Raw genomic sequence first — 26,076 nt, forward strand, 5'->3', positions numbered from 1 at the left:
GGTAGCGGGGCAGGGGTTGTCGGTATGTCTGCAGGGTGCGCGTCGGTGATCTGGCACTCGCGCTCTGATCGATCGCGCGCGACAGCACGACTTGCGCTGGTCAAGCGCGTGGCATGGGCCTGCATTGGAATCCCGATGGCCAGGCCCATGCGCACACCGGCTGTCTCAGAACCAGATGCGCACGCCGGCGACGAACCGGCTGTCGCGTGCAGGCTCATCGTCGATCGCAGCGCGGCGGGCGGTGTCGCCGAAACTGCGGCTGTGCACCCAGCCGATATAGGGCGCGAAGCGGCGGGTGATTTCGTAGCGCAGCCGCAGGCCGACCTCGACCTGCTCCAGGCCGCTGTCGACGCCGCGCCGGTCATCATCGGTGAGGGCGATGCTGGCTTCCACGCGCGGTTGCAGGATCAGCCGGTTGGTGAGCAGCACCTCGTACTCGCCCTCCAGCCGCAAGGCTGCGCGGCTGCCACTGCCGACGTAGAGCGTGGCTTCGGTCTCGAACTTGTAGGGTGCCAGTCCCTGCACGCCGAAGGCGGCCCAGCTGCGATGCTCGCCCGCCCCGATGTCCTGGCGTGCACCGACCAGCAGATCCCACCATGGCGAGATGGCGTGGCCATAGAACGCCTCCACCGATGCGGCCTGCGTGCGCCCGTCCTGCCGCTCACCTTCGCTGCGCAACCAGAGCCGGTCGATATCGCCACCGATCCAGGCGCGTGCTTCCCAGTCCTGGCCACTGCCGCGCGTGGTGTCGAAGGCTTCCAGCCGATCGAGCAGTACGTAGTGATTGATGCCTGGCGCGTGCATCGCATGGTGCTGCAGGGGTGCGAATGCCGCAGCGATTTCCTCGGCCGTGGGCTCGGGGATCGGCATGCGTGGCACTGCGCTGGCGGTGGGTGATGCCGGTGTTTGCGTCGTTGCTTCGGGATGCGGCGCGTGTTCCATCGCGGCGTGATCCATCGCCCCGTGCTGCGCCTGTCCATGTTGCATCGACGCATGCTCCATGGACGCGTGCTCCATCGCGTCGTGGTCGCTGTCTACCTGTGATCGCAGGGTGGGGTCCAGTTGCGGATTGGCAGAGGGCTGGCGTGTGGCGTGCTGGACATCGGCGTGCTGCATGCCGGCGTGGTGCGTCGATGTCGGCACTGCCGAAACGTCGGCGTGTACCGCGCGTTGCGCAGGCGTGCCGTCAGCAGCGTTTGTCGATGCCGATGCCGATGTGGTGCTGGAGTGCTGCGCGTGGTGCAGATGCGCATGATCCATCTGCATTGCATCTGCGCTCACCTGCGCGGATGACGGCGATGTCTCTGTCGCGATGGACGTCTGCGGCTGGGACGCCGTTGCCTGCTCAGCCATCTGCATTGCATGCGCGTCATCGGCATGCGCGGATGACGCCATCGCCGCATGCTGATGCTCCTGTGCAGCAGCCGATGCGCTCAGCAGTAGTGCGAGCAGCGCCACGTGTTGCGTATGCAGTGCGCTCATGCCTCCACCCGCACTTCGCGCATCATGCCCGCTTCCATGTGGTACAGCAGATGGCAATGGTAGGCCCAGCGGCCCAGCGCATCGGCGCGGACGCGATAGCTGCGGCGCGTGCCGGGCGGCATGTCGATGGTGTGCTTGCGCGCCTGGAAGTTGCCGTCGGCGTCTTCCAGATCGCTCCACATGCCGTGCAGGTGGATGGGGTGCTGCATCATGGTGTCGTTGACCAGCACGATGCGCAGCCGCTCGCCGTACTGCAGGCGCAAGGGCTCTGCCGAGGCGAAGGCGATGCCGTCGAACGACCAGGCGAATTTCTCCATATGCCCGGTCAGATGCAGTTCGATCTCGCGCCCGGGCTCGCGTCCGTCCGGATCCTCGAACAGGCTGTGCAGGTCGGCGTAGCACAGCACCCGGCGGCCGTTGTCGCGCAGGCCAACGCCAGGGTCGTCCAGGCGCGGTAAGGTGGCATTGCTGCGCATGTCGATCAAGGGATTGCCATCTTCGCTGGCAGGGTGGCGTGGCGTCTTGTCGTGCGCATCCGCCGGGGCAGCGTCATGCGTGTGCATGGAATGCCCCGCATGCGCGGCCTGCATCCCGGCGGCGCCGTGCATCGGCGGTACCGCATGGTGCATGCCATCGCCGTGCCCCATGTCCTGCATGGTCAAGATCGCGCGCGGGTCCAGCGCTGGTATCGGCGCCTGCAACCCATGCCGCACCGCCAGCGTGCCGCAGGCGAAGCCGGTGCGGCCCATGTCCTGCGCGAACAACGTAAACGCATCCTGGCCGATGGGTTCGACCAGCACGTCGAAGGTTTCGGCCGCGGCGATGCGCAGCTCGTCCACGCTGACCGGATGCACGTACTGGCCGTCGGCGGCCACCACGGTCATGCGCAGGCCGGGGATGCGGATGTCGAAGTAGGTCATCGACGAGCCGTTGATGAAACGCAGCAGCACCTTCTCGCCGGGTCTGAACACCCCGGTCCAGTTGCCGGCCGGGGAGACGCCATTGAGCAGGTAGGTATAGGTGTTGGCGTTGACGTCGGACAGGTCGGTCGGGGTCATGCGCATGCGCCCCCACATGCCGCGATCGGCCAGTGTCGCGCGCAAGCCGTCGTCGCGCGCATCGCGCAGGAAATCGCCCACCGTGCGCTGCGCGTAGTTGTCGTGGCTGGGCATCTGCTTGAGCCGCCGGAACAGCGCGGCCGGGTCCAGGTCGGTCCAGTCCGAGAGCAGCACCACATGCTCGCGGTCGTGCCGATACGGCGGCGGCGCCAGCGGGTCGATGACGATGGCGCCATACAAGCCAGCCTGCTCCTGGAACATCGAATGGCTGTGATACCAGTAAGTGCCGGACTGGCGCAGCGCGAAGCGGTAGTGATACTCCTGGCCCGGCGCGATGCCGTCGAAACTCATCCCCGGCACGCCATCCATGTTGGCCGGCAGCAACAGGCCGTGCCAGTGCACCGAGGCGGGTTGGTCGGCCAGCGCATTGCGCACGCGCACGCTGACCGTGTCGCCCTCGCGCCAGCGCAGCGTGGGCGCCGGCAGGCTCTGGTTGACGGTGATGGCGCTGCGCTTGCGCCCGGTGAGGTTGACCGGCATGCGGCCGATCTGCAGCGATTGGCTGCTGCCACGCAACTCGGGCGTCGCCGGGGGGGCGGCACGTGCAGCGCTGCGCCACAGCCCGCCGGTGGCGGCAACGCCGCCCAGGGCAAGGCCTTGCACGAAGCGGCGTCGGCTCAGGCCCCCATTGGAGGGTGGATCGAAAGAAGTTGGATCGAACGACATGACATCTCCACTGCGGCCCACCACTGAAGGCGGGCGCATGCATCGCTGGGAAACCCGCGCAACACGCGCGCGGGACCGAGGACGGCCAAGGCCGTCAGCGCTCAGGCGATGGGAGGTCGAACCGGTTGCTCGGGCACCGGGCTGCCGCGTCCTTCGGCCAGGGTGGCAGGCAGGGTGGGGCGGCCAGGCAGGCCGGTGGGCACCGCAGGCAGGGTCAGCAGGGCGAGGCTGCAGTGCTGCAGGCAATCGCAGCTGCCCAGCTTGCAGCAATCGGCCGCGTGCGCGTGCCTGGCCTGGTCCGGGGTATGCGCCGCAGCGGGTGGCTGCGTGTCCTCATGGCACGGCAACGCGGCCGGCATCGCCGCGTGCGCCATCGCTGAGGCCGACGCCGTCCCGGCCGAGGCCATGGCCGGCAGCGCCATGCCCACCGACGCCCAGGCGCCGGTGGCCGTATTGGCAACCAGGCACAGGCACAGCAGCAGGCGGAGCAGGCAACGCAGCACGGGCAGTCAGGGCGGCGGACAGGTGCGGCCAGCATAGCACCGGCGCCCAGCTGTCCGCCCGATGACCCGCCCGCCGTGGCCACGCGCCAGGCATCGGTAGAATTGGCGCTTCCTTCGCCGCACAGTCCTGCCATGTCGCAGCGCCAGTGGGTGGCCGCCGCCATCCAGAAGATCGAGGCCGATTTCAACCGTTCGGCCGACACCCACCTGATTCCGATGGACCTGCCGGGCTTTCCGGGCATCGACCTGTATTTCAAGGACGAGTCCAGCCACCCGACCGGCAGCCTCAAGCACCGGCTGGCGCGCTCGCTGTTTTTGTATGCGCTGACCAACGGCTGGCTGCGTGCGGGGCGGCCGGTGATCGAGGCGTCCAGTGGCTCGACCGCCATTTCCGAGGCCTATTTCGCGCGGCTGCTGGGTGTGCCCTTCATCGCGGTGATGCCGGCGTCGACCTCGCCGGAAAAGATCGCCGCGATTCAGTTCCAGGGCGGCCGCTGCCACCTGGTCGAGCGTGCCTGCGATCTGGACAGTGCCTCGCACCAGCTCGCACGCGAGACCGGCGGCCATTTCATGGACCAGTTCACCTACGCCGAGCGCGCCACCGACTGGCGCGCCAACAACAACATCGCCGAATCGATCTTCAAGCAGCTGGCCGAGGAGCCGCATCCGATTCCCGACTGGATCGTCTGCAGCCCCGGCACCGGCGGCACCAGCGCCACGCTGGGCCGCTATGTGCGCTATCGGCGCCATGCCACCCGCATCCTGTGCGCCGACCCGGAAGTGTCGGTGTTCTTCGACGGTTATTGCCGCGCGGTGGACGGGCAGTGCCCCAAGGAGCTGGCCATCACCGGCGGCTCGCGCATCGAAGGCATCGGCCGCCCGCGGGTGGAGTCCAGCTTCATCGCCAGCTGCGTGGACATGATGATCAAGGTGCCCGACGCCCTGAGCCTGGCGGCGATGCGCCATGTCAGCGCCACGCTCGGCCGCCGCGTCGGTGGTTCCACCGGCACCAACTTCGTCGGCGTGCTGCAGGCCGCCCAGCGCATGCGCCAGGCCGGCCGCAGCGGCTCCATCGTCACCATCCTGTGCGATGCCGGCGAGCGCTACGCGCACAGCTACTACGACCCGGCCTGGTACGCGGCGCGCGACATCGACGTCACCGACAGCGATGCGGCCATTGCCATCGCCGTCAATGGCGGCGACTTGCCGGCGCTGCCTTGTGCAGCGCTGGAATGACCGCCATATCCTGCACGCCGCTGGCAAAACCGTTGCGTATCGCAACCTCTGCCAGCGCCTCATCCTGATTCCTGATCCAGTCCACTGCCGGAGCGCCCCATGACCAACCCGCTGCTCGACCTGTCCGGACTGCCGTCCTTCGATGCGATCCGCCCCGAGCACGTGGGCCCGGCGATCGATCAACTGCTGGCCGACGCCGAGGCCGCAGTGAAAGCGGCCGAGCAGGTCAGCCCGGTCAGCTGGGACAGCTTCGTGGTGCCGCTGGACGATGCCACCGAGCGGCTGTGGCGCGCCTGGGGCCAGGTCGGCCATCTGCAGGCGGTGGTCAACACGCCGGAGCTGCGCGAGGCCTACAACAGCAACCTGCCCAAGCTCAGCCGCTTCGGCAGTGCGCTGGCGCAGAACCTGGCGCTGTACGCGCAGTACAAGGCGCTGGCCGACGCGCCGGAGGCGGCGCACTACGACGCCGCGCGGCGCAAGGTGCTGGAAAACGCGCTGCGCGATTTCCGCCTCGGCGGTGCCGAGCTGGATGACGCGTCCAAGGCCCGGTTTGCGCAGGTCCAGGAAGAACTGTCCGCGCTGGCCGCCAAGTTTTCGCAGAACGTGCTCGATGCCACCGATGCATGGTCGTACGTGAGCGAATACGAAAGCGAGCTGTCCGGCCTGCCGGCCGAAGTGGTCGCCGCGGCACGCGCCGCTGCCGAAAAGGACGGCGTGCCGGGCTGGAAGCTCACCTTGCAGATGCCGTGCTACCTGCCGGTGCAGACCGATGCGGACAATCGCGAACTGCGCGCGCGGCTGTATCGCGCCAACGCCGAGCGCGCCTCCGAGTTCGGCGATGCGGCGCTGGACAACAGCGCCACTATCGATCGTATTCTGGCCCTGCGCGCCGAGCTGGCGCAGCTGCTCGGGTTTGCCAGTTACGCGGAGTATTCGGTCGCCACCAAGATGGCGCAAAGCCCGGACGAAGTGATGGGCTTCCTGCGCGATCTGGCGGTGCGCGCCAAGCCGTATGCGCAACGCGATCGCGCCGAACTCGAAGCCTTCGCACGCGATGCGCTGGGCCTGGACGAACTGCAGGCCTGGGATCTGGCCTACGCCAGCGAAAAACTCAAGCAGGCGCGCTACAGCTTCTCCGAGCAGGAGGTGAAGCAGTACTTCACCGAGCCGAAGGTGCTGGCCGGCCTGTTCGATGTGATCCACAGCCTGTATGGCCTGACCGTCAAGCTCGATCGTGCGCCGGTCTGGCATGAGGACGTGCGCTTCTATCGCCTGGAAGATGCGCAGGGCGCGCTGGTCGGCCAGTTCTATCTGGACCTGTACGCGCGCGAAGGCAAGCGGGGCGGCGCGTGGATGGACGATTGCCGCAACCGCCGCGACACCGCCAATGGCGTGCAGACGCCGCTGGTGTATCTGGTGTGCAACTTCGGCCGCGGCAGTGGCGATGCCCCGGCCACGTTCCGGCATGGCGAAGTCACCACGCTCTTCCATGAAATGGGCCACGGCCTGCATCAGTTGCTCACGCGCATCGGCGAACTGGGCGTGGCCGGCATCAACGGCGTGGAATGGGATGCGGTGGAACTGCCCAGCCAGTTCATGGAGAACTTCTGCTGGGAATGGGAGCGCGTCCAGGCGATGACCGCGCACGTGCAGACCGGCGAGCCGCTGCCGCGCAACCTGTTCGATCGGCTGCTGGCTGCGCGTAATTTCCAGAGCGGCATGTTCACCGTGCGCCAGTTGGAATTTGCGTTGTTCGACATGCAGCTGCACAGCAGCTTCGACCCGACCCAGGACAACGTGCTGCAGCTGATCGAGCGCGTGCGCGACGAGGTGGCGGTCAACCGCCCGCCGGCATGGAATCGCTTCCCGCACCAGTTCAGCCACATCTTCGCTGGCGGATACGCGGCCGGTTACTACAGCTACAAGTGGGCCGAAGTGCTCAGCGCCGATGCCTACGCCGCCTTCGAGGAAGCGCCCGAGCAGGTGGCCGACACCGGCGCGCGTTTTCGCCATGAAGTGTTGTCGCGTGGCGGCAGCCGCAGCGCGGCCGACAACTTCCGCGCCTTCCGTGGGCGCGCGCCGAGCATCGATGCGCTGTTGCGGCATAACGGCATGGCCGGCTGAGCCGGGATTGGGGGATCGGGAGCGGGGAGTGCCAAGCGCGCGCGCTCGGCACACCGCCCCCCAAATCCCGGTTCCGCGCGGCGCCTTGCGCCGCGCCTCACACCCTGCCGAACACCAGCGCCGCGTTGGTGCCGCCGAAGCCGAAGCTGTTGGACATCACCGTGTTCAACGTGGCGTCCCGGGTCTGCCGCAGGATCGGGAAGCCTTCGGCGCGCGGGTCGAGTTCATCGATATGCGCCGAGCCGGCCATGAAGCCGTCACGCAGCATCAGCAGGCTGTAGATCGCCTCGTGCACGCTGGCGGCGCCCAGCGAATGGCCGGACAGCGCCTTGGTCGAGGACAGCGGCGGCACGTTGTCGCCGAACACCTCGCGCACCGCGCCCAGTTCGGTGACATCGCCCAGTGGCGTGGAGGTGCCATGGGTGTTGAGGTAGTCGATCGGCTGCGTCAGGCCGTGCATGGCCATGTGCATGCAGCGCACCGCACCTTCGCCGCTGGGCGCGACCATGTCGGCGCCATCGGAGGTCACGCCATAACCGAGCAATTCGGCATGGATGTGCGCGCCGCGCGCGATGGCGTGGTCGTAGTCCTCCAGCACCAGCATGCCACCGCCGCTGCCGATGACGAAGCCATCGCGCTGCGCATCGTAGGGGCGCGAGGCCACCGCCGGGCGGTCGTTGAAGCCGGTGGACAACGCGCCCATCGCATCGAACATCACGCTCATGGTCCAGTGCAGCTCTTCGCCGCCGCCGGCGAACATCACATCCTGCGCGCCATGCCGGATCAGATCGGCGGCCGCACCAATGCAATGCGCCGAGGTCGCGCAGGCCGCCGACAGCGAATAGCTCAGGCCGCGGATCTTGAACGCGGTTGCCAACGAGGCGGAGACCGACGAGCACATCGTGCGCGGCACCATGTAAGGGCCGACCTTGCGCACGCCGCGGTTGCGCAGCAGATCGGCGGTTTCCACCTGCCACTGGCTGGACCCGCCACCGGAGCCGGCAATCAGGCCGGTGCGCAGATCGCTGACCTGCTCGGCATCCAGTCCGGCATCGGCGATCGCATCGCGCATGGCCAGATAGGCGTAGGCCGAGGCATCGCCCATGAAGCGTTTGAGCTTGCGGTCGATCAGGCTGTCCAGATCCAGCGCCACCGCGCCGCCCACCTGGCTGCGCAGGCCGGCCTCGGCATGATCGGGCAATGCGGTGATGCCCGAGCGGCTCTCGCGCAAGGCGCTGGAGACGGTGTCCAGATCATTGCCCAGACAGGACGTGATGCCCATTCCGGTGACGACGACACGACGCATCAGAAATTCTCCGTTGAGGTGAACATGCCCACGCGCAAGTCGTTGGCCGTGTAGATTTCGCGCCCGTCCACCAACATGCGTGCATCGCTCTGCGCCATCACCAGCTTGCGGTTGATCACGCGGCTGACATCGATTTCGTAACTGACCAGTTTGGCGCTAGGCAACACCTGGCCGGTGAACTTGACCTCGCCGCAGCCCAGCGCGCGGCCGCGGCCTGCGGCGCCGATCCAGGTGAGGAAGAAGCCGGTCAGCTGCCACATCGCGTCCAGGCCCAGGCAGCCGGGCATCACCGGGTCGTCTATGAAATGGCAGCCGAAGAACCACAGGTCCGGGCGCACGTCGAGTTCGGCGCGGATCACGCCCTTGCCGTGCGCGCCGCCGCTGTCGCTGATCTCGGTGATGCGGTCGAACATCAGCATTGGATCGTTGGGCAGGCGGGCACTGTCGGGCCCGAACAATTCCCCGCGCGCGCTGGCCAGCAGCTGGTCGCGCGAGTACGCACTTTGACGAGTCATGACGAACGTTTCCTGCAAGAAGCGAAAGGCGAGGCGGGCAAGGGTGCATGAGGGCGCGCGGTTCAATCAAACGTTTTATCCGTACGCATGCGTGCTGTTTTCAGCCGCGCGCGCAGTGCGGCAAGCGCGTTGTGCCGACAATAGCGAGCGCAGGCGACGGCCTTCGGCCAAGCGCGGTCAGGCGTGCGTACTCGGGGCAGGACGCTGGGAAAAAGACGCAGCGACGCGTCCGGCCGACGCTTGCGTCCGTTCGCGCCCGGGCTGACGCCCTGACCCGGCGCAAGGCGTGAGACGCGGCTGATTTATCATTGCCGGTACGCTTTCGGAGAGATGCCAGCTTGATGCGCAAGATCGTGCACGTGGACATGGATGCGTTCTACGCGTCCGTGGAGCAACGTGACGACCCATCGCTGCGCGGCAAGCCGGTGGTGGTGGCCTGGCGCGGTGCGCGCTCGGTGGTGTGCGCGGCCTCGTACGAAGCGCGCACCTATGGCATTCGTTCGGCCATGCCGGCGCTGCGTGCCGAACGCCTGTGTCCGGATGCGGTGTTCGTGCCGCCGGATTTCGCGCGCTACAAGGCGGTGTCGCGGCAGGTGCGCGAGATCTTTCATCGCCATACCGATCTGGTCGAGCCGCTGTCCCTGGACGAGGCCTATCTGGACGTCACGCAGGCCAAGACCGGCATGCAGCTGGCCACCGAAATCGCGCAGCTGATCCGCACCCAGATCCGCGAGGAAACCCGGCTCACTGCATCGGCCGGCATCGCACCGAACAAGTTCCTGGCCAAGATCGCCTCGGACTGGCGCAAGCCCGATGGGCAGTTCGTCATCGCGCCCAGTCGCGTGGATGCGTTCCTGCTGCTGCTGCCGGTCAACCGCATTCCCGGCGTGGGCAAGGTGATGGATGGCAAGCTGGCGGCGTTGGGGATCGTCACCGTGGCCGATCTGCGGCTGCGTCCCCTGGAAGAACTGCAGGCCCATTTCGGCAGCTTCGGGCAGAGCCTGTACCGGCGCGCGCGCGGCATCGACGAGCGCCCGGTCGAGCCGGATCAGGAGGTGCAGTCGGTGTCCTCGGAGGATACCTTCAGCGAGGACATCGCGCTGGAGGCACTGGATCCGCACATCCTGCGCCTGGCCGAGAAGACCTGGCTGGCCACGCGGCGCACCGAGCGTATCGGGCGCACCGTGGTGCTCAAGTTGAAGACCTCCAACTTTCGCATCCTGACCCGTTCCTACACGCCGGATCAGCCACCGGCCTCGCTGGAGGCATTGGCGGAGATCGCGCTGGCGCTGACCCGGCGCGTGGAGTTGCCCGACGACACGCGCTATCGCCTGGTCGGTGTGGGCTTGAGCGGTTTCAGCGACGCGGAAGCGGGCGCGGTACAAGGCGAGTTGTTCGGCGAGATGCCGCAGGCACAGTGAGTGCGCGTGCCGTACCCACGTTGCTGCGGGCGTGGCGTGCAGCGTGCAGCGATAACGGCAGCCACGCGCGCATGCGCACCTGCATCGGCGCCTGCATCGAACATCTGAGGCGCGCCACGGTGACGCGCCCTGAATCCCGTCGCTCGTACACTGCAGGCCGCTCCCCCAACGAGACTGTGCGCATGTTTCCGTATCCGCTGGTGATCTTCGACCTGGATGGCACGCTGGTGGACAGCGCACCCAATATCGCCGAAGCGCTCAATGCCACCTTGCAGGAACTCGGGCTGCAGCAGTTCAGCGAGGCGACGATCCGCAGCTGGATCGGTGAAGGAGTGCACGTGCTGCTCGCCACCGCCTTGCGCGAAGCCGGCGGCACGCACGATGCCGATACCGAGATGCCGGTGATGATGCGTCACTACCAGGCCAGCCTGCTGCACAACCCGCAGCTGTATCCCGGTGTTGCCGAGGCATTGGTTGGCCTGCGCCAGGCCGGTGCCACGCTGGCGTTGTGCACCAACAAGCCCGCGCGCTTCATCGCGCCGCTGCTGGAGCATCTTGGCATCGCTGCGCATTTCAGCAGCGTGCTCGGTGGCGATTCGCTGCCGCAGCGCAAACCCGATGCGGCGCCGCTGCTGCACCTGGCCAGCCAGTTCCGGCTCACCCCGCAGCAGTGCCTGATGGTCGGCGATTCGGCCACCGATGCGGCGGCGGCAAACGCTGCGGGGATGCCGCTGGCGATGGTGCGTTACGGCTATCTGCGCGGCTTCGATGTGCACAGCGCCGGGGCGGTGGCGATCATGGATGACATGCGCGAGCTGCTTGCCTTGAAGCAGAACGCGCAAGGGGATCGGCACCGGGTGTAGGCAGCGTCCAGCATGGCTTGCAGCAGCAATGCCAGGCACGGCTTGCCGCCCTGGATCAACGTCGCAGGCATGAAACCGGCAGCGTAAGCCAGCTGGCATGCGCACCTGTCTGCAATGGTGCGCAACGCCTTGCGACAAAGCGCTGCTCTGGTTCCGCCAGTGCCGCATGCCGCTCCGATAGCGCGTTCGTTCCATTTGAGAATGAATCGCATCCGTGTAGAATGTCCGGACAATTTTGACTGCGTCAGCGCCTGGCAAGCACATCATGCGCCTGCTGCACGCAGCTTCCCCCCACGTATCACCTCAAGCCGTCGCCAGAGGTCCATCGCCTGTCGAGAGGTTTGAGAATGTCCGCATCACGCCGGTCATGGATGTCTGCGTCTGCACGTCGTCCCGTGTTGTCCCACCGTCAGCTGGTGCTGGCCATTGCGCTTGGCTGTGGCAGCGGCATCTGCAGCGCATCGGCCGAAGACGCCGCGGCCGAGCCGCAGTCGCTGGACACCGTGCACGTCACCGCCGCGCAGATCGCCCGCCAGGCCCTGGGGTCATCGGTCATCACCGCCGAGGACATCGAACGGCGTCCGCCGGTCAACGATCTGTCGCAGTTGCTGCGCACCATGCCGGGCGTCAACCTCACCGGCAACAGTGCCTCCGGCCAGTACGGCAACAATCGCCAGATCGACCTGCGCGGCATGGGCCCGGAAAACACGCTGATTCTGGTCGATGGCAAACCGGTGGGGTCGCGCGATGCGGTGCGCATGGGCCGCAGCGGCGAGCGCAATACGCGCGGCGACACCAACTGGGTACCGGCCGAAGCGGTGGAGCGTATCGAAGTGCTGCGCGGCCCGGCGGCGGCACGTTATGGCTCCGGTGCCTCCGGCGGCGTGGTCAACATCATCACCAAGAAGCCCACCGGCGATCTGACCGGCTCGATGAGCATGTTCGGCCTGGTGCCGCAGCACAGTGCCGAAGGCGGCGGCCAGCGTGCCGGCTTCCAGCTCAGCGGACCGCTGAGCGATACGTTCTCCTTCCGCCTGTATGGAAACCTCAACAAGACCGATCCGGATTCGCTGGAGCTCAATCGCCGCTTTGCCAGCAGCGCCGCTGCGGTGCCGCCGGCCGGGCGCGAGGGCGTGCGCAACAAGGACATCAACGGCCTGCTGCGCTGGGATCCGGTCGAAGGCCAGGTGATCGAACTCGATGCCGGCGTCAGTCGCCAGGGCAATCTGTATGCCGGCGATCGTGCGGTCAGCGCCGATGGCCTAGCCGGTGCCGACCTGGGCGCCTTGTTCGGCAGCGAAACCAACACCATGATCCGCCGCACCGCCTCGCTGACCCATCGCGGCACCTGGGCGCTCGGCACCTCGCGCCTCACGGCCGCCTATGAAGGCACCGACAATACCCGCCTCAACGAAGGCCTGGCCGGCGGGCCGGAAGGCTCCATTGCCGCCAGCCTGCTCAACTCCACCGCCACCCTCGACAATCTCAACATCGACGGCGAGTTCAACATGCCGCTGCAGGCCTGGGCCGAGCAGGTGCTGACGCTGGGCTTCGAGCGCCGCCAGAGCCGCCTCAGCGATGCGTATTCGATGTCGCAGACGGTGAGTGCCGGTGGTGGTTTCCCCGGCCTTCCCAACGGGACGCGCAGCCCGCGCAGCGAGGCCACGCTCAGCGCGGTATATCTGGAAGACAACATCTACGTGAGCGAGCGGCTGACGCTGACGCCGGGTGTGCGGCTGGATCACCACAGCCAGTTCGGCAACAACCTCAGCCCCAGCCTCAACGTGCAGTACAAGCTCAGCGAAGACTGGTTGCTCAAGGGCGGCATCGCGCGCGCCTTCAAGGCGCCCAACCTGTACCAGTCCAACGCCAATTATCTGTATTACACGCGCGGCAATGGCTGCCCGGTGCTGTTCCCCAATCTCGGCTCGGGCTGCTATATCCAGGGCAACGACGATCTCGATCCGGAGACCAGCATCAACAAGGAAATCGGCGTCGAGTGGGCGCCGCAGACCGGTCACCATGCCTCGCTGACGTACTTCCACAATGCCTACGACGACAAGATCGTCGCCGGGATGGTGCCTGTCGGGGTTACGGTCGACCGGCGCGGGCAGGTGTTCCAGTGGACCAACGCATCGGAAGCGATCGTGCAGGGGGTGGAAGGCAATCTCACGTTGCCGCTGCTGGGAGAGCAGGGCCGCGAGCTGAAGTGGAACACCAATGTCACCTACATGATCGAGAACAAGAACACCGCGACCGATCAGCCGCTGTCGGTGATCCCGGAATACACGGTCAACACCACGCTGGATTGGCAACCGACCCAGGCCTTGTCGTTGCTACTCACCGGCACCTTCTACGGCAAGCAGGAGTCGGCCACGCAATCGAGCACCAGCGGCGGTGCCATCGCCCCCGACTCGCGCGACCCCTACGACCTGTGGGGCGTCAGCGCGCGTTACCGGATCACCCGCAAGGTCAGCGTGGGCGTCGGTGTGGACAACCTGTTCGACACCCGTCTGTTCCGCGAAGGCACCAACAACACCGGCGGCGCGGCGGGGGCGGCCACCTACAACGAACCGGGGCGCGCATATTGGGCGAGCCTGAGTTTCGGTTTCTGACAGCAATGCGGCAGCGCGCGCGAACGTGGGCACACGACGAGGAGAGCATGCAGTGACGCGACATGATTCCTGGTGGCTTGCCTGTGCCGGCGTGCTGATGTGGATCGTCGGCACGGTGCCGGCTTTCTCACAGCCGGACCTGAGCCGCACGATCGGCAGCACTGTCGCCGATCGCCCCAGTGCCTCGTATGTCTTCAGCGCATTGCTCCTGGATTCGGCCGATGGCCAACGCCATTACCGCGTGCGCATTGCCACCCCCAAAGCGGCGCCGCCGGCGGCGGGATATCCGGTGGTGTATCTGCTGGATGGCAATGCGGCATTGATGGAACTGGATGAGCGCCTGCTCGACAGCCTGTCCACCCACGGCGATGCGCCGGTGCTGGTGTTCATCGCCGACGACAGCGCGTTGCGCATCGATGCGCTGGGGCGCAGCCTGGACTACACGCCTGCGCGCTACGGCGACGGGCGGGTGGAAACCGATCCGCTGAATCCGCAGCGCAGGACCGGCGGTGCGGCGGCATTCACGCAGCTGATCGCAACACGTATTCGCCCGCAGGTGGAAGCGCGCGTGGCGGTGGATCGTCAGCGGCAGACGCTCTGGGGCCATTCGTATGGCGGGCTGTTCGTGCTGCAGGTAGTGCTGACGCAGCCGCAGCTGTTCCAGCACTACGTCGCGGTCGATCCGTCGCTGTGGTGGGGCGATGGGTTTGTCGTGCAGCAGGCGCAGCGAGTGGTCGAGCAAGCCCGGGACGCTTCGGCAGACACACAGCAAGCCAGGCGCCGTCTGACGCTGCTGGCAGGCGAGGGCGGAGCACCGGCGAACCCTGCAAGACCGGATCGTCCGGGGCGGCCGCGTGCAGATCCACGTGCCGCACAACACCTCGTAGCGCTGCTGTCGGCGTTACCGGGCCTCACCGCCGAGTACCGACCGCTGCCCGGCCTCAGCCATGGCCAGACGCTGGGTGCATCGCTGGCACCGACGTTGCGCGATGCAGCGGCGCGTTGACGACACTCCATCAAGCAGGCGATCGAAGCGACGCCGCGCTGGGCATCAACAGGTGCGCTCTCGCCGATCGCAGCGCTGGCGACGCACGCATGCGGCGGCGGCCACCCGGCACAGGCGCTCAGTCGTCGTGCGTCTGGCCCAGGTCCGCAGCGTCGTCGGCAGCCTCGATCAGGTCGCCATGTGTGTCGTCGTTATCGGCACGTGCGTAGTGCACGGTTTCCACCGGTCCGGCGACCGCGCGGCCGCGCACCGGCAACAGCGCGCTCGCCGCTTCGTATTCGGCCAGCAAGGCATGCCGGCGCGCTTCCGGCACGTCCTGCCAATGGCAGTCGGTCAACGCGCCTTCCAGCGAATACAGCAGGTTGAGGCTGGGCTTGAAGCCTGCGCGGCGCACCTTGACGAATGCGCCCACCGCGCCTACCGCCTGCAGATCCTGCTGCGTGCGCAGGCCGACCTGGCGCAGCCACGCTGCACTTTTCGGGCCGATGTTGCGCAGCCGTTCGGTGGTCACGTCAGCGCGCCGACAAAGACCTGCGCGATGGCTTCCAGGCCGCGCTGATCGTCGGCGTCGAAGCGATCCAGCTCCGGGCTGTCCAGATCCAGCACGCCGATCAGCGCATTGCCCTTGACCAGCGGGATCACCAGCTCCGAGCGCGAGGCCGAATCGCAGGCGATATGCCCGGGGAAGGCATCCACGTCGGCAATACGCTGACTCTGCCGGGTGCTGGCGGCCGCGCCGCACACGCCCTTGTCCAGCGGAATGCGCACGCAGGCCGGCAAGCCCTGGAACGGCCCCACCACCAGCTCGCGGCCGTCGTAGAAATAGAAGCCGGCCCAGTTGAGCGACGGTAGCGAATTGAAGATCAGCGCAGCCAGGTTGGCGGCATTGGCGATCCGATCCGGCTCGCCGTGCACCAGTGCCTGGGCCTGGGCGGTGAGCTGGGCGTATTGTTCCGGCTTGCTGCCGGTCAGCGAAGAGGTGGCGAACATGGCCGAAGTTTAGCAGCGGCCGTCCGCAGCGGCATTGCGACTCAGCCGCGCGTTCGGATCCGCACGCTATGCTGCGCGCCCCCACGGCAACCGCGGCGCGGCCGCAGGAACACACGCATGCAGCTTCCGGCGTTGTATGTCACCGGCACCGACACCGGCATCGGCAAGACCATGGCCAGCACCGCGCTGCTGCACGCACTGCGCGCGCAGGGCCGCACGGCGGTGGGCATGAAGCCGGTGGCCAGCGGTTGCGAGAACACGCCGCAGGGCTGGCGCAACGAGGACGCGCTGGCGCTGCAGGCCGCCAGTGCCCCGCAACCCGACTACGCCACCCTCAATCCCTATGCCTTGCCGGCACCGCTGGCACCGGAACTGGCTGCCGCCGATGTCGGTGTGACCCTGGCGCTGGAGCCGATCGCCCAGGCCTTCGCGCAACTGCGCGCGCAGGCCGAGGTGGTGGTGGTGGAAGGTGTCGGCGGCTGGGCTGCGCCGTTGAGCGCCGACCTGGACCAGGCCGACCTGGTGTGCGCGCTCACGCTGCCCGTGGTGCTGGTGGTCGGCATCCGGCTGGGCTGCATCAATCACGCGCGCCTGACCGCTGCGGCGATCGCCGCCGACGGGCTGGACTGCATCGGCTGGATCGCCAACGAGATCGACCCGCAGATGGAGCGCATCGAGGAGAACATCGGCATGCTGCACCAGCGCCTGGCGATGCCGTGCTGGGGCCGGATCCGCTGGGCACCCGGTGCCGACGCCGCCCGCCAGGCGCAAGGGCTGCAGCTGCCAGCCTAGTTAGAGGGGTTCATTGCGTGTTCTGCTGCTGCGGACAGGTTCTTCATCTGCCCGGGCTGCGGCCCGCGCGCGTCGCCGTAGAGATCAGGGCCGTGCTTCACCTCGCCGCGCCTGCACTTCCGGCAAATGGGCGGTGCGCCGTCGTTCCCGTGCCCCCGGCTCCGTACGCTCACTGCAGCAGCCCGCATGCCGGTGCTGGATCGAAGACGCCCGCACAGAAAACAATAAAAAAGCCCGACAGAGGGAGGGATCTGTCGGGCCGGATTGCATGGGGGGAGGGACCCATGCAAAGACGCTGAATGTTGGCGGCCGTTACCTGCGCCGGTTCTTGCCTGTTGCGCCGGCCTGTTCGCTGCCGGTGTCGAACTGCTGCTTTGCAAACTGTCCAAGCTCGCTGGACATCTTCAATCCCATCCCGACCACTTCCTGATTGGCCGAAGCCAGGCGTTCCAGGTTGTCGCGGGCCAGCTGCAGGCCTTTTGGCCAGAGCGTCTGGTAGGCACCCAGGTCGCGTGCCTGCGCAAACTCACCGAAAAACGTGGTGGTTGCGTTGACGTTCTGCTCCAGCGTGTCCAATGCCAACTGGTTGGCACGTGCTGCGACAGAGGCGAACTGACTGGTGAAGCTGTTTTCGAACTGCGCCGACATTGCGAACCCCTCGGGGAAAGCCGTGACCGTTTGTTGCGTTGCAGCATACGCGGATATTGCTGCGATGCAACACGTTTGCTGAAAATTTCCGAAACCGCCTGGAAAATGGCGGGGAATCAATCAATTATCCGTGCCGCAGAAATGGCAAGGCCGCCTGGGGAGGCGGCCTTGGGTCACAGACTGCGCTACGTGATCAGCCGCGATAGCGGCAGCCGGAGGTGCAGGTTTCGTGCACCACGATCTCGCTCAACTGCGGCAGCGCCGGCTTGAGCTGGTTCCAGATCCAGATCGCCAGCCGCTCGCTGGTCGGGTTTTCCAGCCCCTCGATGTCGTTGAGGTAATTGTGGTCCAGGCGGTCGTAGATCGGTTGGAAGGCGGCCTTGATGTCGCCGAAATCCATGATCCAGCCGGTCTCGGCACCGGGTTCGCCGCTGACATGCAGCTCGACCCGGAACGAATGCCCGTGCAAACGGGCGCACTTGTGGCCGGGCGGCACATTGGGAAGCCGATGCGCGGCCTCGAGCGTGAAGACTTTGAAGATATCCATGCGCGCCATTGTAAGTGCGCTGGTGCCTGCCGGGCTGCTCCGGTCGCGGCGACACAGCGCCACGGTGCATCGACCTTGCGTGAACCAGAGCAGGCGTTGGCCGCGTCACGCCTGAGCGCCACGCCCGATCCATGCGCTCACATGCGGTCCGGCGCGCCTACCGTTTCGGACCGCCGGCGTGTGTCACCGCGCGTCATATCTCTATGCAGATCTGTAATTTTTGTTAATCGATTGCGCGTGGCCCACTGCAACACCCCCATTCATGGAGGCCGTGCGTGAAGCGCCCGATGCCTTATCTGCTGTCCGCTGCCGTTCTGTCCGCGCTGATTCCCCTCGCCCATGCCGATGACGCGACACCTGGCGCGGGCAAGACCCTGGCCACCGTCAGCGTCACCGGCTCCAACATCAAGCGCACCGATAGCGAAGGCCCGAACCCGGTGCAGGTGATCGACCGCCAGCAGCTGGAGCAGTCCGGCAAGGTCACCGTCGCCGACGCGCTGCGCGCGATCTCGGCCAACACCGGCAACGCCACCAACGAAACCACCAACAACGGGTGGGCCTCCGGCTCGGCGGGCATCGGCCTGCGCGGGCTGTCGCAGAAGAACACGCTGGTGCTGCTCAACGGACGCCGCCTGGCCAACTACGGCTTTCCTGCCAATGGCCTGGGCGACACCTTCGTCAACCTCAATGCGCTGCCGCTGGTGGCGGTGGAACGCATCGAGGTGCTCAAGGACGGCGCCTCCGCCGTATACGGCTCCGATGCGGTGGCCGGCGTGGTCAACATCATCACCCGGCAGGATTTCCAGGGTGCCGAGCTGGGCTTGAGTGGCGGTGCCTCCGATCAGGGCGGCATGGACACCCAGCGTGCCAAGTTCATCGGCGGCATCGGCGATCTTGACCGCGACGGCTACAACATCCTTTTCAGTTTCGACGGCTACAACCGCGACCGGCTGGATCAGGACCAGCGCGCGCTGACCCGCTCGGGCATCTACACCGACCTGCCCGGCGGGCGCTGGAACGGCTGGTCGGCCAAGGGCGCGCGTTACCTGGTCGGTGGCCGCTCGGTGCCGATGCTGGATGCGCAAGGCAACTGCCCCGCCGGGACGGTGCTCACCGCCAGCGCACCGATCGACGGCCTGGCCGGCGACACCTGCGGCTTCAACCAGGCCCCGTTCACGACGCTGATCCCCTCGACCAAGCGCTATCAGGCCTACACCAACGCCACCTTCCGCCTCAGCGACACCGTCGAAGCCTTCGGCGAGGCGCTCTACAGCGAGGTCAAGGGCGTGTCGATCTTCGGCTCCAGCCCGTACTTCACCCTGGAGGGCGGCCGCTTTGCGTTGAACGCCACCAGCGGGCTGGCCGAGCCGGTCTCCAACCTGCTGCCGGCCTCCAGCCCTTACAACCCGTACGGCACCGCAGTGCCGATCGAATACACCTTCTTCGACCTGGGCCAGACGGTCAAAACCAATCGCTCGCAGTCCTACCGCTTTCTCGGCGGCGTGCGCGGCAAGACCGAGCGCTGGGACTGGGAGGCGGCAGCATTCGCCGCGCGCAGCACCGAGCATGAGACCGTCTCCGGCGGTTTCGCCAATCGCTTCACCCTGGCGCAGGCGCTGGCCGACGGCAGCTACAACCTGCTCGACCCGTCGGCCACGCCGCAGTCGGTGATCGACGGCATCAACCTCAGCACCTTGCGCCCGGCGCAATCGACGCTGCGCGGCGTCGATGCCAAGGTGTCCGGCAACCTGTTCGAGCTGCCGGCCGGCAGCGTCGGATTCGCCGCCGGCGCCGAGTGGCGGCAGGAGGAGCTGGTCTCGCGTAATCCCTGGCAGATCGACCAAGGCCTGCAGATCCGTCCCGCAATCGCCGCGGTGGATGGCGAGCGCAGGGTGTCGGCGCTGTATGCCGAGGTCAACCTGCCGCTGCTGCAGTCGCTGGAACTGCAGCTTGCCGGGCGCGGTGATCATTACAGCGATTTTGGCGAGGCGTTTTCGCCCAAGGCCAGCCTGCGCTGGCAACCGCTGGACGCCGTGCTGGTGCGCGCGGCCGCCTCGCGCGGATTTCGCGCACCATCGTTGTCGGAGAATGCGGCCAGCACCAATATTTCCTACGGCTCGGTGGTCGACCCGTTCGATCCGGACGTGCCGGGCTCGCGCCAGAACCCGACCTTCTTCACCGTCGGCAACACCGCGCTCGAACCCGAGCGCACGCGCAGCTACAACGTCGGCGTGGTGTTGTCGCCGTGGGCCGACACCAGCCTGAGCGTGGACTGGTACAAGATCGAGCTGGAGAATCTGGTCGGCACCGGCAACAACGCCACCATCGTACAGAACAACGACCCGGCCGACGTCATCCGCGACGCGCGCGGCACGCTGGTGGCGGTGTACAACCGCTACCAGAACCTCAGCGAACTGACGACCTCGGGGATCGATGTGGAACTGCGCCAGCGCTGGCGCACCGAAGCAGCTGGCAACTTCGGCCTCAACACCGCCTATACCCACGTGCGCGATTACCGTCGCCCCACCGTGGTCGGTGGCCCGTTGCAGGATTACGCCGGCAGCAATCTCGGCCCGTCGCTGCCACGCAACAAGGCCACCACCACGCTGGACTGGAACCTGGGCACCGTCAGCGCCGCACTGACCTGGTACTACACCGGCGGCTACGACCAGAAGGCCAGCGCCGCGGCCACTGCGGTGCAGTCGCGCGTGGGCGACTACAACCAGTTCGACCTGTATCTGGGGTACACCGGGATCGACAAGCTCACCCTGTATGCCAAGGTCGAGAACCTGGCCGACAAGCAGCCGCCGGTGGATGCCTCGTTCCCGGGCATTCGCGCCCCTTACGACTTCACCCAGTACGACCTGCGTGGGCGCTACTTCACCGTGGGCCTGGACTATCGATTCTGATCGGCACACGCATGGCCCATGCACGCCCGTGCGATGGTGCGTGCTCCAGCGTGCTGTCTTAACCCAATCGCCGTTCGCCCCCGGACACTCTTCAAGGAACTCCGATGACGTCTTCGCAGCATGCCTGGCTGCTCGCCCTGGCCTTTGTCGCACCTTCCCTCGCCGCCCAACCTGCGGCCCAACCCGTTGCGCTGCCGGGTTACGACGCCGCTGCCGCACAGGCGCAGCGCGCGCTGGAAGCGCGTTTCGATAGCGGCCTGAAGGACGCCGATTATCGTGGCTGGTTGAAGCAATGGGCGTCGGCGCCCAATCACGTTGGCGCGCCGCACAACCTGGAGAACGCCCGCGATCTGCAAAACCGCCTGCGCGGCTACGGGTGGGACGCGCGCATCGAAACCTTCCAGGTGCTGTGGCCCTCGCCCAGGAGCTCGCAGCTGGAACTGCTCGGTCCCAAACCGTATGTCGCGCGTCTGAAGGAGCCGCCGCTGCCAGGCGACAGCACCTCCACTCAAACCGAGAACGTCTTGCCGCCCTACGTCATCTACGGCGGCAATGGCGATGTCACCGGCGATCTGGTCTACGTCAATTACGGCATCGCCGAAGACTACGAAGCGCTGGCGCGCAACGGCGTGGACGTGCGCGGCAAGATCGTCATTGCCCGCTACGGCAAGGGCTGGCGCGGGCTCAAGCCGCGGCTGGCGCAGGAGCATGGCGCGATCGGCGCGATCATCTATTCCGATCCGCGCGACGACGGGTATTTCCAGGATCGGGCCTATCCGGATGGCCCGGCGCGCAATCAGTGGAGCGTGCAACGCGGCTCGGTCGCCAATTTCGCCATCTATCCCGGCGATCCGCTCACTCCGGGCATCGGCGCCAGCAAGGGCGCCAAACGCCTGAAGGTCGACCAGGCCGGCAGCGTGTTGAAGATCCCGACCCTGCCGATCAGCTGGGGCGACGCGCAGCCCTTGCTGGCCGCGCTGGGCGGGCCGGTGGCGCCGGAGGACTGGCGCGGCGCGCTGCCGATCACCTACCGCATCGGCGGCGACGACACCGCGCGCGTGCATCTCAAGGTGGATGCGGACTGGGGCAGCAAGACCATCTACAACGTCATCGCCACCCTGCGTGGCAGCGAGTATCCGGACCAGTGGGTGGTGCGCGGCAATCACCGCGACGGCTGGGTGTTCGGTGCGGCCGATCCACTCTCGGGCACCACCGCCTTGCTGGCCGAAGCCAAGGCGATCGGCGAGCTGGCCAGGCAGGGGCAGCGCCCCAAGCGCACGCTCGTCTATGCCAGTTGGGATGGCGAGGAGGCCGGCCTGCTCGGCTCCACCGAATGGGCCGAGCAGCACGCCGACGAACTGCGCCGCAAGGCGGTGCTGTACGTCAACACCGACGGCAACGGGCGCGGCTTTCTCAATGCCGGCGGCAGCCATGCGCTGCAGCGCCTGGTCAACGGCGTGGCGGCGGACCTGCGCGATCCCGACAGCGGCGTGAGCGTGCTCGAACGGCAACGCGCCCGCGCCCGTATCGACGCGCTGGCGCCCACCGCCAAGCCGGCGCAGAAGGACATCGCCAGGCAGGTCGCGGCCGGCGGCGACGTGCCACTCAAGGCGCTGGGCTCCGGCAGCGACTACAGCCCGTTCCTGCAGCATCTGGGGCTGACCACGCTGGATCTGGGCTATGGCGGGCAGGGTGGCGGCAGCGGTGTCTATCACTCGCTGTACGACTCCTACGATTACTTCGCGCGCTACATCGATCCGGATTTCAGCTATCTGCCGCTGTTGTCGCAGACGGTCGGCCGCACGGTGCTGCGCGTGGCCAACGCGCCGGTGTTGCCGCAGCGCTTCGGCGACTTTGCCGATGCGGTGGCCGGCTATGCGCAGGAACTCAAGCAGCAGGCCGACAGCGACCGCACTGCCGCACGCACCCAGGCCGAGTTGTTGCAGGCCGGCGCCTATGCGGCTGTCGACAACCCGAACCGGCCGCAACGCGCACCGGAGCCGAAAGCCGCGGTGCCGCAGATCGACTTCGCTGCACTGGATCAGGCCATTGCCCGCCTGCAGGCCAGCGCCAAGCGCTATGACGATGCACTGGCATCGCGCGGCGGCGCGTTGGATGCACGCGCGCGCGGCAAGCTCAATGCCTCGCTGCAGCGCATCGACCAGACCCTGCTGGCCGAAGGCGGTCTGCCGGGCCGGCCGTGGTACCGCAACCTGATCTACGCCCCCGGCCTGGCCACCGGTTACGAGGTCAAGACCCTGCCCGGCATCCGCGAAGCGCTGGAAGACCGGCGCTGGGAGGATCTGAGCGCCTACATCGTGCAGACCGCCGTGGTGCTGGATCGGTATCGCGAGGCGATCGATCGCAATACGGCGTTGATCGAGGGTTAGGACGTGACGGACTGCGTCGGGTGTCTACGCGCAGTCCTGTTCGCACCGCATCGCCTGCGCCGTGCCCACAAAAAAAGCCGCCCCGAGGGGCGGCTTTTTCAGTGCAACGCAGACCTGGGCGCCGGTCGTGCCGGCGCACGGGATTTTCAGCGCGTGCCGCCCGGACGCTGACCGCCACGGCCGCCATCGCGACGGCCTGCGCCGGCACCGGCAGCAACACCGGCCTGACGCGGACCGCTGCTGCGCTGGCCACCGGGCTTCTTCGGGCCGGCATGCGCATGCGCCTGACGCGGTGCATCGCCATGCGGACGACGCGCGTGGCTCTTGCGCGGCGCGCGATCGCCACCCGGCTGCTCGGCACGCCCCGGCGCGCTATTGCCCCAACGGATCGGGGTCTGCGGCTCGTAGCCCGGCACGTCGCGGATTTCCACATCGCGGCCCAGCATGCGCACGATCTGGCGCAGCAGCTTGGCTTCGTCCTGCGCCACCAGCGAGATCGCCTCGCCGGTGGAGCCGTTACGGCCGGTGCGGCCGATGCGGTGCACATAATCCTCGGCCACCATCGGAAGGTCGTAGTTGATGACCTTGGGCAGCTGGTCGATGTCGATGCCGCGCGCGGCGATATCGGTGGCCACCAGCACGGTCACGCGGCCGGCCTTGAAGTCGCTCAGCGCACGCATGCGCTGGCCCTGGCTCTTGTTGCCGTGGATCGCCGCGGTCTTGATGCCGGACTTCTCCAGGAACAGCGCCAGCTTGTCGCTGCCATGCTTGGTGCGGGCGAACACCAGGGTCTGCTCGCGGCTGTCCTGCGCCAGCAGGTGCAGCAGCAGGTCGCGCTTGCGCGCGCCATCGACCGGGTGCACGCGGTGGGTGATGCTCTCGGCCACGGTGTTGCTCGGGGTGACCTGGATCTGCATCGGGTTGCGCATGAACTCCAGCGCCAGCTGCTTGATGTTCTCTTCGAAGGTGGCCGAGAACAGCAGGGTCTGGCGGTCCTGGCGCGGCAGCTTGGTCAGGATGCGCTTGATCGAGGGCAAAAAGCCCATGTCGAGCATGCGATCGGCTTCGTCCAGGATCAGCACTTCGATGCCGGACAGGTCCACGCTGCGCCGCTCGATATGGTCGATCAGCCGGCCCGGGCAGGCGATCAGCAGGTCCACGCCACGACGCAGCGTGTCCAGCTGGTTGCCCATGCCCACGCCGCCGTAGATCACCGCGCTCGGGATGCGCAGGTACTTGCTGTAGCCGCGCAGGCTGTCGTGCACCTGGGTGGCCAGCTCGCGGGTGGGGGTCAGGATCAGCGCGCGCGGCTTGCGCGGGCCGTTGACCGGCTGTGGCGAGGTGCCCAGGTGCTGCAGCAGCGGCAGGCCGAACGCGGCGGTCTTGCCGGTACCGGTCTGTGCGCCGGCCAGCAGGTCGTGGCCTGCCAGCACCAGCGGGATCGCCTGCTGCTGGATCGCAGTGGGGGTTTCGTAGCCCTGCTCGGCCAACGCGCGCAGCAGGAAGGGCGCCAGGCCCAGGGATTCAAAAGACATCAGGAAGCTCCAAGTAAAGCGTCGCCACCAGGACAGGCCCGGAGCGCAAACGCATTGCAGATGCAAAAAGGTGAGGCTCGGAGCGTTCCCGTGAACCGCGCTGCGAGATGGTGGAACAACCCAATCAAGGAACGATGGGTTTGTCGGCACCACGAAAGGCGTCGGGTGGGGCGGGCGAGCGGATCGATCGATCCTGGCCTCGCCGGCTGTCCCTAAGGGAAACGGACGGCCGCATGCAGACCGGGCCAGTGTACGCGCGTTTGGCGCGCTGCACAAAAGGCCCGTTCCCCGGTTGGGCTACGGGTCAGTTGTTTCAGGTGCAACCACCCTTGTGGCAGGCCGTACAATCGACCGATCAGCCACAGCATTGGACGGTCATGAAGCTAGGTTCCCTGAAGGAAGGCGGCCGCGATGGCAGCCTGATCGTGGTCGCGCGCGACCTGCGCACCGCGGTTCGCGCCACCGGCATCGCGCCCACGCTGCAACGCGCGCTGGAAGACTGGAGCAATGTCGCGCCGCGCCTGAATGCCTTGTCGGCCTCGCTCAACGAGGGCAGCGCCGATGGCGTGTTCGACCTGGATCTGCAGGCGCTGGCCGCACCGTTGCCGCGCGCCTACGAATTCGTCGATGGCAGCGCCTACCTGCCGCACGTGGAGCGCGTGCGCCGCGCGCGCAATGCCGAGGTGCCGGAGAGCTTCTACACCGACCCGCTGATGTACCAGGCCACCAGCGCCGGGTTCTACGGCCCGCGCGATGCGATCAAGGTGATCAGCGAAGACCACGGCATCGACCTAGAGGCCGAAATCGTGGTGATCACCGACGATGTGCCAATGGGCGCCTCGCCCGAGCAGGCCGCCGCGCATATCCAGCTGGTCGGCCTGGTCAACGACGTGTCGCTGCGCAACCTGATTCCGGCCGAGCTCGCCAAGGGCTTTGGCTTTCTGCAATCCAAGCCGCGCTCGGCGCTGTCGCCGGTGTTCGTCACCGTCGATGAGCTGGACGAGGCCTGGCGCGACAACAAGGTGCACCTGCCGCTGGTCACCCACGTCAATGGCGCCTGGTTCGGCGCGCCGGAAGCCGGCAACGACATGCAGTTCGACTTCGCCCAGCTGATCGCCCACGCCGCCAGGACCCGGCCGCTGTCGGCCGGCACCATCGTCGGCTCCGGCACCATCGCCAATCAGGACACCACGCTGGGCGCCTCGTGCTTTGCCGAACAGCGCGTGGTGGAAACCCTGCGCGATGGTGCACCGCGCACGCCGTTCCTGTCCTTCGGCGACGTGGTGCGGATCGAGATGGTCGCCGCCGATGGCGCCAGCATCTTCGGTGCGATCGAACAACGCGTCGAACGTCAGTCGCTGCCATGACATCGGCGCGTGTGCACGCACAACAGCGCATGCGGGGCCGGGC

At 67.1% G+C, this 26,076-nt stretch carries 20 protein-coding genes; 10 read left to right on the plus strand and 10 right to left on the minus strand.

Annotated features, from left to right (window positions below):
• Window positions 1-165: 165 nt before the first annotated feature.
• From EO174_RS04480 to EO174_RS04490, 3 genes are all read right to left on the minus strand, one after another.
• A complete protein-coding gene (locus tag EO174_RS04480) occupies window positions 166-1,260 on the minus strand; it encodes a copper resistance protein B (RefSeq protein WP_241239970.1) in 1,095 nt (364 codons plus the stop codon).
• Window positions 1,261-1,478: 218 nt separating this feature from the next.
• Window positions 1,479-3,287, minus strand: coding sequence for a copper resistance system multicopper oxidase (locus EO174_RS04485; RefSeq protein WP_206515040.1), 1,809 nt, complete (start codon window positions 3,285-3,287; stop codon window positions 1,479-1,481).
• Window positions 3,288-3,367: 80 nt separating this feature from the next.
• Complete coding sequence (locus EO174_RS04490; protein ID WP_126942571.1) at window positions 3,368-3,769, minus strand: CopL family metal-binding regulatory protein; 402 nt, start codon at window positions 3,767-3,769, stop codon at window positions 3,368-3,370.
• 132 nt (window positions 3,770-3,901) lie between these two features.
• On the opposite strand from EO174_RS04490, the gene EO174_RS04495 reads away from it, so the two are divergent.
• Both EO174_RS04495 and EO174_RS04500 read left to right on the plus strand, forming a co-directional pair.
• Window positions 3,902-5,005: a PLP-dependent cysteine synthase family protein gene (locus EO174_RS04495; protein WP_115677881.1), complete on the plus strand. Its 1,104-nt coding sequence runs from the start codon at window positions 3,902-3,904 to the stop codon at window positions 5,003-5,005.
• Window positions 5,006-5,104: 99 nt separating this feature from the next.
• The gene (locus EO174_RS04500; protein ID WP_126942574.1) at window positions 5,105-7,129 is read left to right on the plus strand and encodes a M3 family metallopeptidase; all 2,025 of its coding nucleotides are present in this window, start codon (window positions 5,105-5,107) and stop codon (window positions 7,127-7,129) included.
• Between the two features lie 97 nt (window positions 7,130-7,226).
• On the opposite strand, the gene fabB is transcribed toward EO174_RS04500, so the two are convergent.
• On the minus strand, window positions 7,227-8,435 hold the full coding sequence (gene fabB / locus EO174_RS04505; RefSeq protein ID WP_104649373.1) for a beta-ketoacyl-ACP synthase I: 1,209 nt from the start codon (window positions 8,433-8,435) through the stop codon (window positions 7,227-7,229).
• Complete coding sequence (fabA, locus tag EO174_RS04510) at window positions 8,435-8,950, minus strand: 3-hydroxyacyl-[acyl-carrier-protein] dehydratase FabA (RefSeq protein ID WP_104649437.1); 516 nt, start codon at window positions 8,948-8,950, stop codon at window positions 8,435-8,437. Before fabA ends, fabB begins: the two co-directional genes overlap by 1 nt.
• A 341-nt stretch (window positions 8,951-9,291) precedes the next feature.
• Here fabA and dinB point away from each other — a divergent pair, with 341 nt between their 5' ends.
• The 4 genes from dinB to EO174_RS04535 all read left to right on the plus strand — a co-directional run bounded on the left by dinB (window position 9,292) and on the right by EO174_RS04535 (window position 14,855).
• Complete coding sequence (dinB, locus tag EO174_RS04520; protein WP_126942580.1) at window positions 9,292-10,371, plus strand: DNA polymerase IV; 1,080 nt, start codon at window positions 9,292-9,294, stop codon at window positions 10,369-10,371.
• Window positions 10,372-10,553: 182 nt separating this feature from the next.
• Window positions 10,554-11,234, plus strand: a complete 681-nt coding sequence (locus tag EO174_RS04525; RefSeq protein WP_126942583.1) for a phosphoglycolate phosphatase — start codon at window positions 10,554-10,556, stop codon at window positions 11,232-11,234.
• Between the two features lie 371 nt (window positions 11,235-11,605).
• Entirely contained in the window at window positions 11,606-13,849 is a 2,244-nt protein-coding gene (locus EO174_RS04530; protein ID WP_126942586.1) for a TonB-dependent siderophore receptor, read from the plus strand.
• Between the two features lie 97 nt (window positions 13,850-13,946).
• Complete coding sequence (locus tag EO174_RS04535) at window positions 13,947-14,855, plus strand: alpha/beta hydrolase-fold protein (protein WP_126942721.1); 909 nt, start codon at window positions 13,947-13,949, stop codon at window positions 14,853-14,855.
• A gap of 118 nt (window positions 14,856-14,973) precedes the next feature.
• On the opposite strand, the gene EO174_RS04540 is transcribed toward EO174_RS04535, so the two are convergent.
• Complete coding sequence (locus tag EO174_RS04540) at window positions 14,974-15,366, minus strand: TfoX/Sxy family protein (protein WP_104583274.1); 393 nt, start codon at window positions 15,364-15,366, stop codon at window positions 14,974-14,976.
• Entirely contained in the window at window positions 15,363-15,845 is a 483-nt protein-coding gene (locus tag EO174_RS04545) for a GAF domain-containing protein (RefSeq protein WP_126942589.1), read from the minus strand. Before EO174_RS04545 ends, EO174_RS04540 begins: the two co-directional genes overlap by 4 nt.
• A gap of 117 nt (window positions 15,846-15,962) precedes the next feature.
• Here EO174_RS04545 and bioD point away from each other — a divergent pair, with 117 nt between their 5' ends.
• Window positions 15,963-16,637 carry a dethiobiotin synthase gene (gene bioD, locus EO174_RS04550; RefSeq protein ID WP_126942592.1) on the plus strand — a complete coding sequence of 225 codons (675 nt, stop codon included), beginning with the start codon at window positions 15,963-15,965 and terminating at the stop codon, window positions 16,635-16,637.
• Between the two features lie 312 nt (window positions 16,638-16,949).
• Here the strand turns inward: bioD and EO174_RS04555 are convergent, their stop codons facing one another.
• Both EO174_RS04555 and queD read right to left on the minus strand, forming a co-directional pair.
• The gene (locus EO174_RS04555; RefSeq protein ID WP_104583276.1) at window positions 16,950-17,285 is read right to left on the minus strand and encodes a phasin family protein; all 336 of its coding nucleotides are present in this window, start codon (window positions 17,283-17,285) and stop codon (window positions 16,950-16,952) included.
• Window positions 17,286-17,478: 193 nt separating this feature from the next.
• Complete coding sequence (gene queD, locus EO174_RS04560) at window positions 17,479-17,832, minus strand: 6-carboxytetrahydropterin synthase QueD (RefSeq protein WP_126942595.1); 354 nt, start codon at window positions 17,830-17,832, stop codon at window positions 17,479-17,481.
• A 287-nt stretch (window positions 17,833-18,119) separates the two neighbouring features.
• Between queD and EO174_RS04565 the strand changes: the two genes are divergently transcribed.
• Both EO174_RS04565 and EO174_RS04570 read left to right on the plus strand, forming a co-directional pair.
• Window positions 18,120-20,741 carry a TonB-dependent receptor gene (locus tag EO174_RS04565; protein ID WP_126942724.1) on the plus strand — a complete coding sequence of 874 codons (2,622 nt, stop codon included), beginning with the start codon at window positions 18,120-18,122 and terminating at the stop codon, window positions 20,739-20,741.
• 104 nt (window positions 20,742-20,845) lie between these two features.
• Window positions 20,846-23,131, plus strand: coding sequence for a transferrin receptor-like dimerization domain-containing protein (locus EO174_RS04570; RefSeq protein ID WP_126942600.1), 2,286 nt, complete (start codon window positions 20,846-20,848; stop codon window positions 23,129-23,131).
• A 146-nt stretch (window positions 23,132-23,277) separates the two neighbouring features.
• Here the strand turns inward: EO174_RS04570 and EO174_RS04575 are convergent, their stop codons facing one another.
• Entirely contained in the window at window positions 23,278-24,666 is a 1,389-nt protein-coding gene (locus EO174_RS04575) for a DEAD/DEAH box helicase (protein WP_104649381.1), read from the minus strand.
• Window positions 24,667-24,974: 308 nt separating this feature from the next.
• Here EO174_RS04575 and EO174_RS04585 point away from each other — a divergent pair, with 308 nt between their 5' ends.
• Window positions 24,975-26,033 (plus strand): fumarylacetoacetate hydrolase family protein, encoded by a 1,059-nt coding sequence (locus EO174_RS04585; protein ID WP_184356804.1) that lies wholly within the window; start codon window positions 24,975-24,977, stop codon window positions 26,031-26,033.
• The last annotated feature ends 43 nt before the right edge of the window (window positions 26,034-26,076 follow it).

The sequence above is a fragment of the Xanthomonas sp. BRIP62418 genome, from assembly GCF_003993495.1.
GTDB classification, from domain to species: Bacteria; Pseudomonadota; Gammaproteobacteria; order Xanthomonadales; family Xanthomonadaceae; genus Xanthomonas; species Xanthomonas euroxanthea.